Consider the following 16,233-nt stretch of genomic DNA (forward strand, 5'->3'; position numbering starts at 1 on the left):
GATATTTCCTCTTGATGCGCAGGCTCAGAACTGCCCGGCGTTTTCCAGATGGCGTGGGGGATGGCCCGGTGCAAGGAGCAGTACGTCGATCCGCATGTCATCGCCCGGTTGCACGTAGTTTGCAGCCTCCACCTCAGCTGCGGCGCAAACGCGCGCAAGGCGGCGCGCATCGATGGCAGTGTCGAGCGCAGCGGCGGAGGACCGCCACTTCACCTCGATAAAGGCGACGATATTGCCCTTTCTCGCGACAAGGTCGATCTCTCCCGCCGGATTGCGCAGGCGGCGCGCCAGAATGTCCCAGCCGCCTGCGTGGAGGTAGAGCGCGGCTTCGTCCTCGCCGCGTCGCCCCTGTTTTTCGGCGCGGATGCGTTTGACGGCTGCGGGTTTCACTTCAGCTCCATGGCTCTGGCGTAGAGCATTTTCCGGTCCAGCCCATGCGCCTTGGCGAGTTTCGCCGCTGCCTGACTGGGCTTGTCGGCCTTCAATGCCTCGACGAGCAGGGCGTCGATGTCGAGATCCTCTGCCGCCGTGGCGACCGGCGGGCCGATCATCAGCACGATCTCGCCCCTTGGCGGATGCGCCTCGTAATGGGCGATCAGTTCCTCGGCGGTACCGGATCGACATTCCTCATGCAGCTTGGTCAATTCGCGCCCGACCGCGATGGTGCGCCCCGGCAGCAATTCGCCGATTGCCACCAGCGAAGGCCCCAGCCGCGGCGCGGTTTCATAGAACACGAGGCTGGAGGGCACGCCCGCCAGTTCGGTCAGCACATCGCGGCGTGCCTTGTCCTTGGGCGGCAGGAAACCGGCGAACAGGAAGCGGTCGGTGGGTAGTCCGCTGATCGATAGCCCCGCGATCACCGCGCTCGGTCCCGGCACGGTGACGACGGCGATCCCGCGTTCGCGCGCCTCGACCACCAGCCGGTAGCCGGGATCGGAAATCAGCGGCGTGCCCGCATCGCTGACAAGTGCCACCGGGCCCGTTTCCGCCAATGCCAGCAGCCCGTCGCGCGCGTTGTCGCCCGCGTGGTCGTCGTGCCGGATCAACCGTTTCCTGATCCCGAGGTGATGCATCAGCTTTCCGGTCACCCGCGTATCCTCACAGGCCACCGCATCGCAGGCGTTCAGCACGCTGACAGCGCGCATGGTGATATCGCCGAGATTGCCAATCGGCGTCGCGACTATATAGAGGCCGGGTGAAAGTGGGTCGCGTTGCTGGTCCATTGCCAGCGCTGATGCACAAAGGGTTCAGGGAGATGCAAGCATGAACACGCGGGTCGCCAATAAAACCGCGCCTATCCACACCGCCGCCACGGGCCGCCGCCGCGCCATGAAGCTCGGCTTCGCCGGTTTCGGCGCAATGCTGCTGGCAGGCTGTAGCGGGATTATCCCGGAAAGCGGCGCGCCGGTCGCAGGCCCCGCCCCGACCGAGGGGCCGAGCGCCACGACGCTGCCCGATACCGATACGGACCGCCACCGCGTGGCGCTGCTGGTGCCGATGTCGGGCACGAATGCAGCCGTGGGGCAAAGCCTGTCGAACGCGACCACCATGGCGCTGCTCGACACCAATACCTCGAATATCCGCATCACCAGCTATGATACGTCCAGCGATCCCGCAGGCGCTGCACGGAAGGCGATCGCCGATGGCAACCGGCTGATCCTTGGCCCGCTGCTGGGTGACAATGTGCGCGCGGTAAAAAGCGTGGCGGGACCGGCGCGCGTTCCGATCATCAGCTTTTCGAACGACAGCGAAGTGGCAGGCGATGGTGTCTATGTGATGGGGCAGGTCCCCGCGCAGTCGATTGCGCGCACCATGCTGTTTGCACAGCAGAACGGCATCACCCGCTTTGGCGCGCTGGTACCAAGGGGCGAATATGGCAATCGCGCATCCGAAGCCATGCTGGAACAGGCCCGCAAGAGCGGGGTGACCGTCGGCGCGATCGAGACCTATGACCGCTCGGCCAGCTCGCTTTCGGCAGCGGTGAAGCGGCTTTACGGCAAGGGCGATTACCAGGCGGTGCTGATCGCCGATGGCGCGCGCATGGCCGTGCGCGCCGCCCCGATGATCCGTGATGCGGACAAGATGGCAAAGATCCTCGGCACCGAATTGTGGAGCGGCGATGCGCAGATCGCGCAAAGCGCGCCGCTTCGCGGGGCATGGTTCTCGGCCGTGTCGGATGCGCGTTTCAAGCGCCTGTCGGATAGTTACAAGGCCCGCTTCGGTTCGGCGCCCTATCGCGTGTCGGCGCTGGGCTATGATGCGGTGCTGCTGACGATCCGCGTCGCGCGCGGCTGGAATCCGGGCGGCCGCTTCCCGACTTCCGCGCTCGATGATCGCGGCGGTTTCCTCGGCCTCGACGGCGCGTTCCGTTTTGACGATGGCGTGGTGCAGCGCGCCTTCGAAGTGCGCGAGGTAACGGTGAACGGCGTCAAGGTCGTGTCGCCCGCGCCCACGAAGTTCGATTGATGTGAAATGGTGCCCCGGCTCGTCTGGGGCACCGCCTCGCCTGTCGGGGGATGGGAGAGAGACGGCAAAGCGGTGCCCGTTTCGACGGCTTCCGAGAGGGACTGGGGAAGCCGGACGATACGCGCTGCGCCGGAAGGGGGATGGCGCATTGCGTTGCGCGCCCCCTAGTCGCATAAGGCTTATTCGGTAAAACCGGAAAAAACTGTCTCAGAGATCGTTTTCGTCGATCATCCGGGTCGCGTCCGTCCCCTGCCCCCTCCCCGCCTGCCGCCCCCTTTGTCGCATGACTGCTCATAACTGGGGGCAAGAGGCTTGATCGCGGGGCTGCCAAGGCCCTAGCCTCGCCCCTATGCCCGACGATAAAAAAGACGATCTTTTCGATGCCAAGGCCACCGCCGCGGCGCAAAGCTATGACAGCAGCGCGATCGAGGTTCTCGAAGGCCTTGAACCCGTGCGCCGCCGCCCCGGCATGTATATCGGCGGCACAGACGAACGCGCGCTCCACCACCTTGCGGCCGAGGTGCTCGACAATGCGATGGACGAGGCTGTCGCCGGCCACGCCAACCGGATCGAGGTGACGCTGGAGAAGGGTGAGCCCGGGACCGCGGGCAAGATCACGATCAGCGATAATGGCCGCGGCATGCCGATCGACGAGCATCCCAAATATCCTGGCAAATCGGCGCTGGAGGTGATCCTGACCACGCTGCATTCGGGCGGCAAGTTTTCAGGCAAGGCCTATGCGACATCGGGCGGTCTGCATGGCGTGGGCGTTTCGGTCGTGAACGCGCTCTCCACCCTCACCCGCGTCGAGGTGGCGCGTGACAAGCAGCTTTACGCGCAGGAATTTTCCAAGGGCCACCCGCTCGGGCCCATCGAGAAGATCGGCGCCGCCCCCAATCGGCGCGGCACCACGGTCAGCTTTACGCCCGACCCTGAAATCTTCGGGCCGCAGAAGTTCAAGCCCGCCCGCCTGTTCCGCCTGACCCGGTCGAAGGCCTATCTTTTCGCAGGGGTCGAGATTCGCTGGAAATGCGATCCCGAACTGGCCAGCGAAGACGTTCCGGCAGAGGCGGTCTTCCAGTTTCCCGGCGGCCTTGCCGACCATCTCAAGGAACAGGTCGGAAACCGCGAATGCGTGACCACCGAGTTCTTCGCCGGCAGCCAGGATTTCCCGAAGGGCGAGGACGGGCTCGATCAGGGCCGGGTCGAATGGGCGATCGCATGGCCGCTGTGGTCCGACGGTTCCTACAGCTGGTATTGCAACACCATCCCCACCCCCGATGGCGGCACCCATGAACAGGGCCTGCGCGCCGCACTGACCAAGGGGCTGCGCGCCTTTGCCGAGCTGGTCGGCCAGAAGAAGGCCAAAGACATCACGCCCGACGACGTGGTGACGGGGAGCGAGGTCATGGTCTCGCTCTTCATCCGCGATCCGCAGTTCCAGTCGCAGACCAAGGACCGGCTGACCTCGCCCGAAGCGGCGCGTCTGGTCGAAAACGCGATCCGCGACCATTTCGACCATTTCCTGTCGGGCAATATGGACCGGGGCAAAGCGCTTTTGGGCGCGGTGATGGACCGGATGGACGAGCGCCTGCGGAGGAAGCAGGAGCGCGAGATCAAGCGCAAGACCGCGACCAATGCGAAGAAGCTGCGCCTGCCCGGCAAGCTCACCGACTGTTCTGGCGAAGGCAATGGCGAAACCGAATTGTTCATCGTCGAGGGCGATTCCGCAGGCGGCAGCGCGAAACAGGCGCGCAATCGCAAGACGCAGGCGATCCTGCCGATCCGCGGCAAGATCCTCAACGTCGCCAGCGCCAGCGCCGACAAGATCCGCGCCAATCAGGAAATCGCGGACCTCACCCTCGCCATGGGGTGCGGCATCCGCAAGGACTGCAACCCCGACGATCTGCGCTATGACCGCATCATCATCATGACCGACGCCGACGTCGACGGCGCGCATATTGCGACGCTCTTGATGACCTTCTTCTTTCAGGAAATGCCGGAGATCGTGCGGAACGGGAATCTCTTCCTCGCCCAGCCGCCGCTCTATCGCCTGACTGCGGGTAAGGAGAGCCGCTATGCCCGCGACGACGCACACCGCAAGGAGCTGGAGGAGACGGTCTTCAAAGGCAAGAAGGTCGAGATCGGCCGCTTCAAGGGTCTGGGCGAGATGAACCCCGGACAGCTTCGCGAAACGACGATGAACCCCGAAAGCCGCAGCCTGATCCGCATCACCCTCCCCACCGAATACGAACAGCGCGCAGGCGTGAAGCGGCTGGTGGACGAGCTGATGGGCCGCAATCCGGAACACCGTTTCAACTTCATCCAGAACAATGCGGGCGAATTCGACCGCGACATGATCGACGCGTGACCTGCCGGGCTGCGTGATGACAGACGCAGCAGAGCGATCCGAATCCGGCCCGCCCGAGTCCGGTCCTCTCGCCCGGCGTATCCATCTGGTCATCGTCGGCGTGATGGAACTGATGATGGCAGCCGAGCTGGTCGCCCTCGCATTCGATCAGCGGTGGATGGGGATGTTCCTTGTCATCGCCCTGATGATCGTGATCGGCGTGCCTGCCGTCGCGCCCGAAAAGCTGCCCGTGTTCATCCCGGCGGAAATCCAGATCTTCGTCGTATTGTTCGTGTTTGCGACCCTCTTTCTGGGCGAGGTGCGCGACTATTACGAACGTTTCTGGTGGTGGGACCTCGTGCTTCACACCAGCTCGGGCGTGCTCCTGGGGCTGCTGGGGTTTCTCTTCGTCTACATGGTGAATGAAAACCGGCTGGTCGATGTCACCATGCGGCCCAGCTTCGTCGCATTGTTCGCCTTTTTCTTCGGCGTGGGGATCGGCGCGCTTTGGGAAATACTCGAATTTTCGGCTGACCAGATTTTCGGCCTCACCATGCAGAAACCGATGCTGGGCGATCCATCCGGCCTTACCGACACGATGTGGGACCTGATCGTCGATACGATGGGTTCGGCGACGGTCGCGGTCATGGGCTGGGGCTATATGCACCGCGCCCGGCGCGAACGCACCGATTTCTGGCTGCGGCGCTTTATCCGGCGCTATCCGCATCTCTTCGGCAGCTAATCGCTTCGCTTGCCATGCTGCGGCGCAATACCTAGCCTGTCTGCAGACGCGAATGACAGGACAGAAAATGCAGCGCTTTACCGGCACCGAAAACTATGTCGCCACCGAGGATCTGAAGGTCGCGGTCAATGCCGCGGTCACGCTTCGCCGCCCGCTGCTGGTCAAGGGCGAACCGGGCACCGGCAAGACCGTGCTGGCCCATGAAATCGCGAAAGCGACCGGCGCGCCGCTGATCGAATGGGGCGTCAAATCCACGACCAAGGCGCAGCAGGGCCTGTATGAATATGACGCGGTCGCCCGCCTGCGCGACGGGCAGCTGGGCGATGAGCGCGTGCACGACATTTCGAACTACATCCGCAAGGGCAAGCTGTGGGAGGCCTTCACCTCGCCCCAGCTGCCCGTGCTGCTGATCGACGAGATCGACAAGGCCGATATCGAGTTTCCGAACGACCTCCTGCAGGAGCTCGATCGCATGAGCTTCGACGTTTACGAAACGGGCGAGCGGGTCGAGGCGGTGGAGCGGCCCATCGTCGTCATCACCTCGAACAATGAAAAGGAGCTGCCCGACGCGTTCCTCAGGCGCTGCTTCTTCCATTACATCAAGTTCCCCGATGCCGAGACCATGACCGAGATCGTCGAGGTCCATTTTCCCGGCATCCAGCAGCGCCTCGTCTCCCGCGCATTGGAAATGTTCTACCAGATCCGGGATGTGCCCGGCCTCAAGAAGAAGCCTTCGACAAGCGAACTGCTCGACTGGCTGAAGCTGCTGCTGGTCGAGGACATGCCGCTGGAGGTGCTGCAGCAGCAGGACCCGAAAAAGGCGATCCCGCCACTGGCCGGTGCGCTGCTCAAGAACGAGCAGGACATGATGCTGTTCGAAAGGCTGGCCTTCATGAGCCGGAGGGAACGTTGAGCGCGCCCTATAAAGGCGGCTGTGCCTGCGGCGCGGTTAGCCTGACCATTACCGCCGAACCCGTCGGCACGCGCCAGTGCTGGTGCCGCCAGTGCCAGAAGATCTCGGGCGGCGGGCCGAGCAATAATGCGATGTTTCCGGCGGATGCGGTAAAGGTCGCGGGCACGCTGGGTCATTCGACTTGGCAAGCGGCGAGCGGGAATGCGCTGACTTTCCATTTCTGCCCATCATGCGGGGTGCAGATCTTTGCGCAAAGCTCGGCGCGCATGCATCTGAAAACGGTGCGGCTGGGCGCGCTCGATCCCGGCCACGGCCTTGCGCCAGAGGTCATCATCTGGACCGAGGACGCGCCCGAATGGGCCATCATCGACCCCGCGCGCGAAAGCTGGCCGCAGCAGCCCCCGCCGCCTCCATCGGCGGGCTGATCCAATGCTGCTCAATTTCCTTGAAGAACTGCGCAAGGCCGGGATCAAGGCCGGGATGAAGGAGCATCTGACGCTGCTGGAGGCGCTGGATGCCGAGGTCATCAGCCATACGCCGGAGGATTTCTATTACCTCTCACGCGCGGTCTATGTGAAGGACGAGGGGCTGATCGACCGCTTCGACCAGGTGTTTCACAAGGTCTTCAACGGCGTGCTGTCAGAGCTGGCCGAAGAGGAAGCGCAGATCCCCGAGGAATGGCTGCGCGCCGTGGCGGAGAAGTTCCTGACCAGGGAACAGATGGAGCAGATCGAATCCCTTGGCGACTGGGACGAGATCATGGAGACGCTGAAGAAGCGGCTGGAGGAGCAAAACGAGGAGCACCACGGCGGCAACAAGTGGATCGGTACCGGCGGCACGAGTCCTTTCGGTCATTCGGGCTACAACCCCGAAGGCATCCGCATCGGCGGGCAGAGCCGGCACAAGCGCGCGATCAAGGTCTGGGAAAAGCGCGAGTTCGCCAATCTGGACAACCAGAAAGAGCTGGGCACGCGCAACATCAAGGTGGCGCTACGCCGCCTGCGCCGTTTCGCGCGCGAGGGCGCGGCGGACGAGCTGGATCTGGATGCCACCATCGCGGGAACGGCGCGGCGCGGGTTCCTCGACATCAAGATGCGGCCAGAGCGGCATAATGCAGTAAAGCTGCTGCTCTTCCTCGACGTCGGCGGGTCGATGGACCCGCATATCGCCATGGTGGAGGAGCTGTTTTCCGCCGCTACCTCCGAGTTCAAGAACCTCGAATTCTTCTACTTCCACAATTGCCTTTACGACTTCGTATGGAAGGACAACCATCGCCGCCATTCGCAGCGGATCAACACATGGGACGTCCTCCACAAATACGGCCATGACTATAAGGTCGTGTTCGTCGGCGATGCGGCGATGAGCCCGTATGAAATCATCCAGGCGGGCGGATCGGTCGAGTATCTCAATGACGAGCCGGGTGCGGTGTGGATGCAGCGCGTGACCAACACTTACCCCAGCGCGGTGTGGATCAATCCGGAGCCCAAGCGCATGTGGGAATATCACCAGTCCAACCGGCTGATCCGCCAGCTGATGAACGACCGCATGTATGAGCTGACGCTACAGGGTCTGGAAGACGCGATGCGCCAGTTGACCCGCAAGCAGGCGTAAGCGCAACCGTTTCTGATCAACCAATCGGATCGTCGATGGAGGACGGCGGCGTGGAGAACCAGCGCGGCCCGCTTTCGGTCATGTAAAAGCAATCTTCGACCCTGATGCCATAGCTGCCGGGGATATAGATGCCGGGCTCGTCCGAGAAACACATACCCGGCGCCAGCCGCGTGGTTTCGCCATGGACAAGATTGAGCGGTTCGTGTCCGTCGAGGCCGATACCGTGCCCGGTACGGTGCGAGGTGCCCGGTAGCTTGTATCCGGGCCCGTAGCCCAAAGTCTGGTAAAAGCTGCGAACCGCATCGTCGACCTCGCCCGCCGGGCGGCCCGGTTGCGCCGCATCAAAGGCGATCTGCTGGCCCTGCCGCATCTGGTTCCAGACCATCCGCTGCTGCTTGTTCGCGCCGCCATGAACATAGCTGCGCGATACGTCCGATTGGTAGCCATGGACGTTGCAGCCGCAATCCATCAGCACGACCTCGCCCTCGCGCACCTCCTGCGGCTTGTCCGATCCGTGCGGATAGGCGCTCGCCTCGCCCAGCAGCACCAGCGCAAATTCGGGGGTGCCGCCCATCTGCCGCACCGCGCCATTGATGATGCCGCCAATGTCGGACGGGGTCATGCCCGCCTCTATCCGCGTATAGGCATGGCGATAGGCGCGCATGGTAATTTCGGTCGCGACCTGCATCAGCGCGAGTTCGGTGGGCGATTTTATCATGCGGCAACCGCGCACCACTGGATTGGCGCTCACGATCGCGGCGTTCGGCAACACCGCGCGCAGCCCGTCGGATGCGAAGAAGCGCACCGTTTCCTCGATCCCGATGCGCCCGCCGGTCAGCCCGCGCTTTTCCAGCCATGCGGCGATTGCGGCCAGCGGGTTCTCGTCCTCGTCCCATGGCAGCACCTCGGCAGGCACGGCCAGTGTCTCGCGGACAGAGGGTTCCTCGAAAAACGGGGTGACGATGGCGATCTCGCCCTCTCGCGTCATGACCGCCGCGGTAAGGCGCTCTGATCGCCACCAGTGGACGCCGGTGAAATAGACCATGCTCGATCCCGCCTCCACCAGCACGGCGTCGATATCGTATTCGCGCATCAGCGCGCCGGCCTTGGCGATGCGGGCCTGCCGCTCCCCGGTGGTGATGGGCTTTGCGCTGGCAGCGAGATCGGGCAATTCGCCATCGGCGGCGAAACTGGTGGCAGGAAGGCCGAGAGCCAGCGAAGCGAGCCCCGTGCGGCCCAGAAAATCACGCCTGATCATGGCGCTTCCCTATCGCCCGCCAAGCGCGGCGGCAATCGGGATCAGCGGTTACAAGACTGTGCCTTCTTGGCAGCAGGGCGCAACGGGCCGATATTGCGGTCATGACCAGACAACCCGCTCTCTTCCTTGGCCATGGTTCGCCCATGACCATGATCACCGACAACCCCGAACGCGCCACGTTCGAGGCTCTGGGCCGCGAACTCGCCCGGCCGGGGGCGATCATCTGCGTGACCGCCCATTGGGAAACGCGGGGGTCCACCCGCGTCACCTCGGCCGCGCATCCGCACACGATCCACGATTTCCGCGGCTTCCCGCAGGAACTCTATGACATGCAATATGCAGCGCCCGGCGATCCAAAGCTGGCGCAGCGCGTGGTCGATCTGATCAGCGACGAAGGCTTTCCCGCCCGGCTCGATCCCGATTACGGTTTCGACCATGGCGTGTGGGGCACGCTGAAGCCGATGTTCCCCGAAGCCGACATTCCCGTCGTCGCGGTCAGCGTCAATATGAGCGCGCCGCCCGAACGCCATCTCGACATCGGCCGCCGCCTCGCCCCCTTGCGCGATGAAGGCATCATGATCGTGGCGAGCGGGAATATCGTGCATAATCTGATGCTCTGGCGGCAGACCGCAGGGACGAAGCCCGACTGGGCCGTCGAATTCCAGTCGCGCATCAACAAGGCGCTGGTGGAAGGCGACGAACGCGCCATCAGCTTCTTCACGCGTGAGGACAAGGCCGCCGGCGCCGCGATCAATTCGGGTGAGCATTACCTGCCGCTGCTCTATGCGGCGGGCGCGCGTCTGCCCGGCGATGTCGTGTCGATCTTCAACGACAATATCGACGGCGCGTTGTCGATGACCAGTGCCGCTTTCGGCGAAGCGGAACCCTTCGCCGCCTACGCCTGACGATCAGTACAGCAGGATGGGCGCGATCGCTTCGCGCCACGCCGCCTCGTCCGCGCCCGCGATGCCTTCCAGATCGGCGGGCGTGGCGTCGGGATCGTCGACCCATTCGCGCAAGGCAGGGCCGCCATTGATCACGTCGATGGCCAGCCGCTCGAACTCGTACTCATACGGGAAGTCGCGCCACAGCTCATAGCCGGGGTACAGATTCCGGATCGCCTTGAACGCCAGCGCCTGAAGCCGCCAGGGGCGGAAGGCATCATGGTCATAGAACGCCCCCTCGGCATGGATCATCAGCCCGCTGCACAGCTTTCCGGCATGCTTGTGAAAGGTCGGCTCGAACCAGCATTCGCGCAGGGCGCAGCCAACCAGCCATTCGGGGGCGACGCGCTCCATTTCGGCCATGATCCGCTTCGCATCGAGGTCGGGCGCGCCGAACAGCACTTCCAGCGGGCGGGTCGTGCCGCGCCCTTCGGAAACGGTCGCTCCCTCGATCATCACCGTGCCGGCATAGGCGCGCGCCATGTTGACGTTCGCGGCATTGGGGCTGGGATTGATCCACACGCGGTCGGTCGGCCAGCCGAAACCGGGGCCATCGGGCTGCCAGCCCTCCATCTCGATCACTCTGTAGGCGACATCGATGTTGAAGTGGCGGATGAACCAGTGCCCCAGTTCGCCCATGGTCAGGCCGTGGCGCATGACCATCGGCCCTGCGCCGACGAAGCTCTCATGCCCCTCGATCAATGTGGTGCCCTCCACCGAGCGACCGGCGGGATTGGGGCGATCAAGAACCCAGACTTCCTTCCCGTGCTTCGCCGCCTCTTCCAGCAGATAGAGGAGCGTGGTGGCAAAGGTGTAGATCCGGCAGCCAAGGTCCTGCAGGTCATAGATGAAGACATCGGCGGAAGAGATCATCTGCCCGGTCGGGCGGCGCACTTCGCCATAAAGGCTGAAGACCGGGATGCCGTATACGGGATCGGTCTCATCCTCGCTCTCGACCATATTGTCCTGCTTGTCGCCTTTCAGCCCGTGCTGCGGGCCCATGGCGGCGGACAGGCTGATATCCTCGCACGCGGCCAGCGCATCGAGCGTATGGGTGAGATCGGCGGTGACCGAAGCGGGATGCGCCAGCAGCGCCACGCGCCTGCCTTTCAGCGGGGCGCGCAGTTCCGGGTCGGCCAGCAGGCGGTCGATGCCGAACCTGACACTTGGGCCGGATTTCACACTGTGATTGCTCATGCGCGCATTGCCTCGGGAATATCGAATGTGAAGCCATCGGGGTGATGGAAATCGGGCCGCGCGCCGGGATGCGCTAGCGCCCAGTATGAAAGATGCCCGCCTTCTTCCTCGATCACCATCGACAGCCCGGCGCGGGTAAAATCGCCGATCTCGCGCGGGTCGAGCTTGGCATCGAGCACCGCCATGGTGTCGCCGGTGCGGATGTTGATTTCGGGAATGTCAAAGGGGTCATGGTCGCCAGCACGCTTGCGATAGGCTGCAAAGTCCCAGGCGGCCCAGCGACCGCTGGGGGAGAAATTGAATTCGCGGTAGCGATCCCCCTCGCCTATCAGGAAAACCTCGCCGCAGCTGTGCTTCCACAAATCGTCCTCACGCCCGCGGCCGGTGAATTCGGGGATCACCAGTCTGCCTATGCCGGTGATGCGATATCGGGCCATCAGCGCGCCCTTGCCGGGCAGGCGGATAAGCTGGGCCTCGACGCTTTCGACGGCGAGCGGCGGACTTTCGGGATGCGGGTGCAGCGCGGGCATGGCGTCTCTGTGCCCAAGCCTTCGGCCCGTGGCAATCACCTGTGACACAGCTGTGCGCAAACTCGCACCCAATAACCGTCTTTGCCCCTTGCGCACCCCGTGCTAACGGCGCTCCCCATCATGACACAGTACAAGTCCGAACTCCTGCGCCTGCTTTCGTCGCGCGGCTACATCCACCAGACCACCGATGCCGAGGCGCTCGACGCTCTCGCGAGCAAAGCGGTCGTGCCGGGCTATATCGGCTTCGACCCGACGGCACCGTCGCTGCATGTCGGTTCGCTGGTGCAGATCATGATGCTCAGGCGTCTGCAGCAGGCCGGGCACAAGCCCATCGTGCTGATGGGCGGCGGCACCGGCAAGATCGGCGACCCCAGCTTCAAGGACGAGGCGCGATCGCTGCTGACCGAAGAGCGGATCGCGGCCAATGTCGCGTCGATCAAGACCGTGTTCGAACGCTTCCTCACCTTTGGCGACGGGCCGACCGATGCGGTCATGGTCGATAATGCCGACTGGCTCGATGCGCTCGAATACATCCCCTTCCTGCGCGAAGTGGGGCAGCATTTCTCGGTCAACCGGATGCTCAGCTTCGATTCGGTGAAGAACCGGCTGGGGCGCGAACAGTCGCTCTCCTTCCTCGAATTCAACTACATGATCCTGCAGGCCTACGACTTCCGCGAGCTGTCGCAGCGCATGGGCTGCCGCCTGCAGATGGGCGGAAGCGACCAGTGGGGCAATATCGTCAACGGCATCGAACTCGCCCGCCGCATGGACGGGACCGAGGTGTTCGGCGTCACCACCCCGCTGCTCACCACCGCCGATGGCGGCAAGATGGGCAAGACCGCCGCAGGCGCGGTCTGGCTGAACGACGACGCGCTGCCCGCCTATGATTTCTGGCAGTACTGGCGCAATTGCGACGACCGCGACGTGGGCCGTTTCCTCAAGCTGTTCACCGACGTGCCGCTGGACGAGATCGCCGCGCTTGAGGCGCTGGAAGGCAGCGCCATCAACGAGGCGAAGATCCGCCTTGCCGACGAGGTGACGACCCTTTGCCGCGGCGCCGACGCCGCCGCCAGTGCGCGCAAGACCGCCGAAGAGGTATTCGCCAAAGGCGGCGTGGGCGAGGACCTGCCTGAACTGTCGATCCCGGCAGGGGGCATGGGACTGACCGCCGCGCTGACCGCGATCGGTTTCACCAAGTCCAACGGCGAGGCCAAGCGCAAGATTGCCGAGGGCGCGGTCAAGCTCGACGACGTGCTTGTCAGCGACGCCCAGATGACCGTGCAGCCCGGCGCAGGCGAATCGATCAAGCTCTCGCTTGGCAAGAAGAAGCACGGCCAGCTGGTTGGTGCCGCCTGAATCGCGCATTCCCCCCGCATTGACTGACATCATTGTCAGCAATGCGGGGGATGGCGGTTAGCAATCCTAACAATTTTAACTCTTTATTCGCCATTTCCTCATACCCTCTCCCAACAGGACGAGAAGGAGAACGGCAGTGGTTGGCGGGGCCCAGCTTTCGGTTACAGACTTGCGCCGTGCAGCGCGCCATCCGGTCCATTATCCGGTCCTGGCGGAGCACCGCCTGCTGGGCGACGTGCATTTCGTGATCGCCAATGTTTCGCAAAACGGCTTCATGATCGAGGGCGAAACCCCGCTTGGCCGCGGCGAACGCGTGCTGATGCGCCTTCCCGTGATCGGCCGGATCGAGGCGCATGTGATCTGGGTGGCCGAAAGCCGCGCCGGCTTCCAGTTCGAACGCATCGTGCGCCCCGACCTGTTTCAATCGATGGTCGATGAAATGCAGCCCCGCACCCGCCCGAACACGCGACCCAAGCGTCGCAAGGGCTGAGTGGTTAACGAAACCGCCGCTGCTTGCAATTCAGTGGCAGGGACCCGATTTCGGCGGCATGACAGAAGAATCACTGAAGAATATCGCCCTTCTCATCGATGCGGATAACACGACGCCCGCCGGGATCGACCCGGTGCTGACCGCATTGGCAGAGCTGGGGCAGGTGAACATCCGCCGCGCCTATGGCAATTTTGCCAAGGACAACCTGCACAAATGGGGCGAGATCACCAATCAATACGCGATCGCCCCGCAGCAGCAATTCGACCTGACCAAGGGCAAGAACGCCACCGACATGGCCATGACGATCGACGCTATCGACCTCCTCTATCAGGGCAAGGTCGACGGGTTCGGCATCATGAGCAGCGACAGCGACTTTACCCCGCTGGTTTCGCGCCTGAGGCAGGATGGTCTTGTTGTTTATGGCTTCGGGTCGAAGCAGCGCACGCCGAACGCGTTCATGGCTGCCTGCACCCGCTTTATCGATCTCGACGCGCTGATCCGCGAGGATGCGAGCGACAGAACGGGCGGTCGCTCTGGCGGCAATGACGGCAACGCCACCCCCGCCCCTGCTCCCGATGACGAGCTGATCACCCTGCTGGGCAAGGCATGGGCCGCGGCCAAGCGGGGCGACGACAATTATGCGCGGCTTAGTGAAGTCGGGAAGATCGCGGGCAATCGTTCCAATTTCGACGTGCGCAATTACGGCTATCAGCGGCTGACCGACCTGATCGAGGCGCTGCCCAATTTCGATGTGCAGAAACGCGATGGGCAAAGCTGGGTCAAGCGGCTGCGCTGATCGGCTGCGCGGCATCGCAACCAACGAAAAAGGGCGACCCCGCGGGGCCGCCCTTTTCCTTTATAGATCCGTGATAGCGATCAGGCGCCTGCCTTACCGTCCACATAGGCGATCCACAGCTTGGCAAGCTCGGAACGCTGACCCGTCGTGATTTTCTCGAACGTGGCCTTGGCCTCGGCATATTTGCCCTGATCGGCCTGTGCGATGCCAAGCCCGGTCAGCGCGCGATCCTGTTCGGTCGTGCCACCGTCGATCGCCTTGGTATAGGCGGCTTCGGCTTCGGCCGACTTGCCATAGCCGAGATAGGTGTCGGCAATAGCCAGTGCCGCATCGCCGGATGCGCTCGGCGCGTCGGCGTCCAGCTCCTTCAGCGTGGTGGCGTAACGCTCGTTCGCGACGCGCTTTGCATCGGCGACCAACGCATTGTCGGTCGGCGCCTTTGCGCCGACGCCGTCGAAGAAGTTCTTCGCCTCACCTGGGCGGCGCAGCGGCTGCATCAGGTCGAGATAGGCCACATACTGGCGCGGCTGGTCAAAGGCGTTCTCACGCGCCATGAGGCGCATCAGGTCGAGCTGCACATCATCGGCAAAGGGCGAATAGGCCTCGACCACGCGATAGGCCTGGCTGCGCGCGCTGTCGCGGCTATCGGTCGCGAGCGTCATGACACCCCATTTGAACGCGGCGGGACGATCGTCCTGACCGACGGCGGCGGCCATGCCGTTGAAGGCCCAGCCCTCGGGCACCGGCTGACCGGCGGCCTGCAGGTCCTTGATCGCGCTGTCGAGCATGGCAAGACCCTCGGCGGGCTTTTCATTGGTGATGTAGGTGCTGGCGAGCAGCCCCTTGGCATCGGCGCTACCTGCGTCGGCGGCCTGCTTCAGATATGTTTCCGCCTTGGTGTAATCCTTGGCGTTATAGGCCAGCTGCCCCGCGGCAAGGCTGAACGATGCGATGTTCTCGGCAGGAACCTTGCCCGAAGCGAGCATCATTTCCACGCCCTGCAACTGCACGGCCTGATCCTGCGTCTTGGAACCGATATTGAAGATCACATTGCCTGCGGCCATCTTCTCGTCATTGGAAGTGGTAAGCGCGACGAGGCTGGGGATCTGCGGCTTGAGCGCGGCCAGATCGCCACCCGCATCGACTGCGTTGGCGAGCGGCTGGTAGGCCTCGACGAATTCCTTGGAATATTCGGCAGCAGCTTCCTTTTCCTTCTTCTTGCCCTGTGCCATTGCAGGCGTCACGCTCACACCGGTCGCGGCCATGCCGGTGGCAAGGGCGAATGCAAGTGCAGCGCGGGAAATCGAACGAACCATCAAAAACTCCTTTTCGGTTTTCTGGTAAAAGGCCCTGACGATCGCAACGCACCGGGAGGGATGGTGCATTGCAGAAGGCCCCTCTCTTAAAAATGGCGCGCACCAGATGACGGGATATGCCCCGCAGCGCAACCGGTACGCGCCTTTAATTCCATATTTGACCTGTTTTATAGCAATCGGCGACTGAACGCGGATTGAATGAAAATGACGCCCGGTCAGACCCTTTCGTCGCCCTTTGGGTCCATCGGTCGCCCGACTGTGGAA

The 16,233-nt window shown here is 63.4% G+C and carries 16 protein-coding genes; 10 read left to right on the forward strand and 6 right to left on the reverse strand.

The window, feature by feature from the left end; translation table 11 throughout:
* Window positions 1-24: 24 nt before the first annotated feature.
* Complete coding sequence (locus tag A9D13_RS16580) at window positions 25-390, reverse strand: YraN family protein (RefSeq protein ID WP_066776164.1); 366 nt, start codon at window positions 388-390, stop codon at window positions 25-27.
* Entirely contained in the window at window positions 387-1,223 is an 837-nt protein-coding gene (gene rsmI, locus A9D13_RS16585) for a 16S rRNA (cytidine(1402)-2'-O)-methyltransferase (RefSeq protein ID WP_066776170.1), read from the reverse strand. The genes A9D13_RS16580 and rsmI overlap by 4 nt, the downstream gene beginning before the upstream one ends.
* Window positions 1,224-1,263: 40 nt before the next feature.
* On the opposite strand from rsmI, the gene A9D13_RS16590 reads away from it, so the two are divergent.
* The 6 genes from A9D13_RS16590 (at window position 1,264) to A9D13_RS16615 (ending at window position 8,082) form a co-directional block, all read left to right on the forward strand.
* Window positions 1,264-2,466: a penicillin-binding protein activator gene (locus A9D13_RS16590; protein WP_066776173.1), complete on the forward strand. Its 1,203-nt coding sequence runs from the start codon at window positions 1,264-1,266 to the stop codon at window positions 2,464-2,466.
* 349 nt (window positions 2,467-2,815) lie between these two features.
* Complete coding sequence (gene parE / locus A9D13_RS16595; protein ID WP_066776176.1) at window positions 2,816-4,837, forward strand: DNA topoisomerase IV subunit B; 2,022 nt, start codon at window positions 2,816-2,818, stop codon at window positions 4,835-4,837.
* A 16-nt stretch (window positions 4,838-4,853) separates the two neighbouring features.
* Complete coding sequence (locus A9D13_RS16600) at window positions 4,854-5,558, forward strand: DUF2238 domain-containing protein (RefSeq protein WP_066776179.1); 705 nt, start codon at window positions 4,854-4,856, stop codon at window positions 5,556-5,558.
* Window positions 5,559-5,610: 52 nt separating this feature from the next.
* Window positions 5,611-6,471, forward strand: a complete 861-nt coding sequence (locus A9D13_RS16605) for an AAA family ATPase (RefSeq protein WP_229665307.1) — start codon at window positions 5,611-5,613, stop codon at window positions 6,469-6,471.
* Window positions 6,468-6,896 carry a GFA family protein gene (locus tag A9D13_RS16610; protein ID WP_066776182.1) on the forward strand — a complete coding sequence of 143 codons (429 nt, stop codon included), beginning with the start codon at window positions 6,468-6,470 and terminating at the stop codon, window positions 6,894-6,896. The genes A9D13_RS16605 and A9D13_RS16610 overlap by 4 nt, the downstream gene beginning before the upstream one ends.
* A gap of 4 nt (window positions 6,897-6,900) precedes the next feature.
* Window positions 6,901-8,082, forward strand: a complete 1,182-nt coding sequence (locus A9D13_RS16615) for a vWA domain-containing protein (protein ID WP_066776185.1) — start codon at window positions 6,901-6,903, stop codon at window positions 8,080-8,082.
* 16 nt (window positions 8,083-8,098) lie between these two features.
* On the opposite strand, the gene A9D13_RS16620 is transcribed toward A9D13_RS16615, so the two are convergent.
* On the reverse strand, window positions 8,099-9,340 hold the full coding sequence (locus tag A9D13_RS16620) for a M24 family metallopeptidase (protein ID WP_066776188.1): 1,242 nt from the start codon (window positions 9,338-9,340) through the stop codon (window positions 8,099-8,101).
* Window positions 9,341-9,441: 101 nt separating this feature from the next.
* On the opposite strand from A9D13_RS16620, the gene ygiD reads away from it, so the two are divergent.
* Entirely contained in the window at window positions 9,442-10,245 is an 804-nt protein-coding gene (gene ygiD, locus A9D13_RS16625) for a 4,5-DOPA-extradiol-dioxygenase (RefSeq protein WP_066776191.1), read from the forward strand.
* A 3-nt stretch (window positions 10,246-10,248) separates the two neighbouring features.
* Here the strand turns inward: ygiD and A9D13_RS16630 are convergent, their stop codons facing one another.
* Window positions 10,249-11,481 (reverse strand): exo-beta-N-acetylmuramidase NamZ family protein, encoded by a 1,233-nt coding sequence (locus tag A9D13_RS16630; protein ID WP_066776194.1) that lies wholly within the window; start codon window positions 11,479-11,481, stop codon window positions 10,249-10,251.
* Complete coding sequence (locus A9D13_RS16635) at window positions 11,478-12,011, reverse strand: DOMON-like domain-containing protein (RefSeq protein ID WP_066776197.1); 534 nt, start codon at window positions 12,009-12,011, stop codon at window positions 11,478-11,480. The genes A9D13_RS16630 and A9D13_RS16635 overlap by 4 nt, the downstream gene beginning before the upstream one ends.
* A gap of 120 nt (window positions 12,012-12,131) precedes the next feature.
* Here A9D13_RS16635 and tyrS point away from each other — a divergent pair, with 120 nt between their 5' ends.
* From tyrS to A9D13_RS16650, 3 genes are all read left to right on the forward strand, one after another.
* The gene (gene tyrS / locus A9D13_RS16640; RefSeq protein ID WP_066776199.1) at window positions 12,132-13,367 is read left to right on the forward strand and encodes a tyrosine--tRNA ligase; all 1,236 of its coding nucleotides are present in this window, start codon (window positions 12,132-12,134) and stop codon (window positions 13,365-13,367) included.
* A 136-nt stretch (window positions 13,368-13,503) separates the two neighbouring features.
* Window positions 13,504-13,857 carry a PilZ domain-containing protein gene (locus tag A9D13_RS16645; RefSeq protein WP_066776201.1) on the forward strand — a complete coding sequence of 118 codons (354 nt, stop codon included), beginning with the start codon at window positions 13,504-13,506 and terminating at the stop codon, window positions 13,855-13,857.
* Window positions 13,858-13,915: 58 nt separating this feature from the next.
* Window positions 13,916-14,653, forward strand: a complete 738-nt coding sequence (locus tag A9D13_RS16650) for an NYN domain-containing protein (RefSeq protein WP_066776204.1) — start codon at window positions 13,916-13,918, stop codon at window positions 14,651-14,653.
* Between the two features lie 80 nt (window positions 14,654-14,733).
* Here A9D13_RS16650 and A9D13_RS16655 read toward each other — a convergent pair whose 3' ends face one another.
* Window positions 14,734-15,969, reverse strand: a complete 1,236-nt coding sequence (locus A9D13_RS16655; protein ID WP_156522136.1) for a tetratricopeptide repeat protein — start codon at window positions 15,967-15,969, stop codon at window positions 14,734-14,736.
* Window positions 15,970-16,233 lie beyond the last annotated feature (264 nt).

The organism is Croceicoccus mobilis (genome assembly GCF_001661965.1).
GTDB classification, from domain to species: domain Bacteria; phylum Pseudomonadota; class Alphaproteobacteria; order Sphingomonadales; family Sphingomonadaceae; genus Croceicoccus; species Croceicoccus mobilis.

Excerpts from the sequence above, each read along its gene's own strand:
- parE (WP_066776176.1), top strand. The coding sequence starts at position 2,816 with ATGCCCGACGATAAAAAAGACGATCTTTTCGATGCCAAGGCCACCGCC.
- A9D13_RS16620 (WP_066776188.1), bottom strand. The coding sequence starts at position 9,340 with ATGATCAGGCGTGATTTTCTGGGCCGCACGGGGCTCGCTTCGCTGGCT.
- tyrS (WP_066776199.1), top strand. The coding sequence starts at position 12,132 with ATGACACAGTACAAGTCCGAACTCCTGCGCCTGCTTTCGTCGCGCGGC.
- A9D13_RS16635 (WP_066776197.1), bottom strand. The coding sequence starts at position 12,011 with ATGCCCGCGCTGCACCCGCATCCCGAAAGTCCGCCGCTCGCCGTCGAA.
- A9D13_RS16600 (WP_066776179.1), top strand. The coding sequence starts at position 4,854 with ATGACAGACGCAGCAGAGCGATCCGAATCCGGCCCGCCCGAGTCCGGT.
- A9D13_RS16605 (WP_229665307.1), top strand. The coding sequence starts at position 5,611 with ATGACAGGACAGAAAATGCAGCGCTTTACCGGCACCGAAAACTATGTC.
- A9D13_RS16655 (WP_156522136.1), bottom strand. The coding sequence starts at position 15,969 with ATGGTTCGTTCGATTTCCCGCGCTGCACTTGCATTCGCCCTTGCCACC.
- A9D13_RS16630 (WP_066776194.1), bottom strand. The coding sequence starts at position 11,481 with ATGAGCAATCACAGTGTGAAATCCGGCCCAAGTGTCAGGTTCGGCATC.
- A9D13_RS16650 (WP_066776204.1), top strand. The coding sequence starts at position 13,916 with ATGACAGAAGAATCACTGAAGAATATCGCCCTTCTCATCGATGCGGAT.
- A9D13_RS16615 (WP_066776185.1), top strand. The coding sequence starts at position 6,901 with ATGCTGCTCAATTTCCTTGAAGAACTGCGCAAGGCCGGGATCAAGGCC.
- rsmI (WP_066776170.1), bottom strand. The coding sequence starts at position 1,223 with ATGGACCAGCAACGCGACCCACTTTCACCCGGCCTCTATATAGTCGCG.
- A9D13_RS16590 (WP_066776173.1), top strand. The coding sequence starts at position 1,264 with ATGAACACGCGGGTCGCCAATAAAACCGCGCCTATCCACACCGCCGCC.
- ygiD (WP_066776191.1), top strand. The coding sequence starts at position 9,442 with ATGACCAGACAACCCGCTCTCTTCCTTGGCCATGGTTCGCCCATGACC.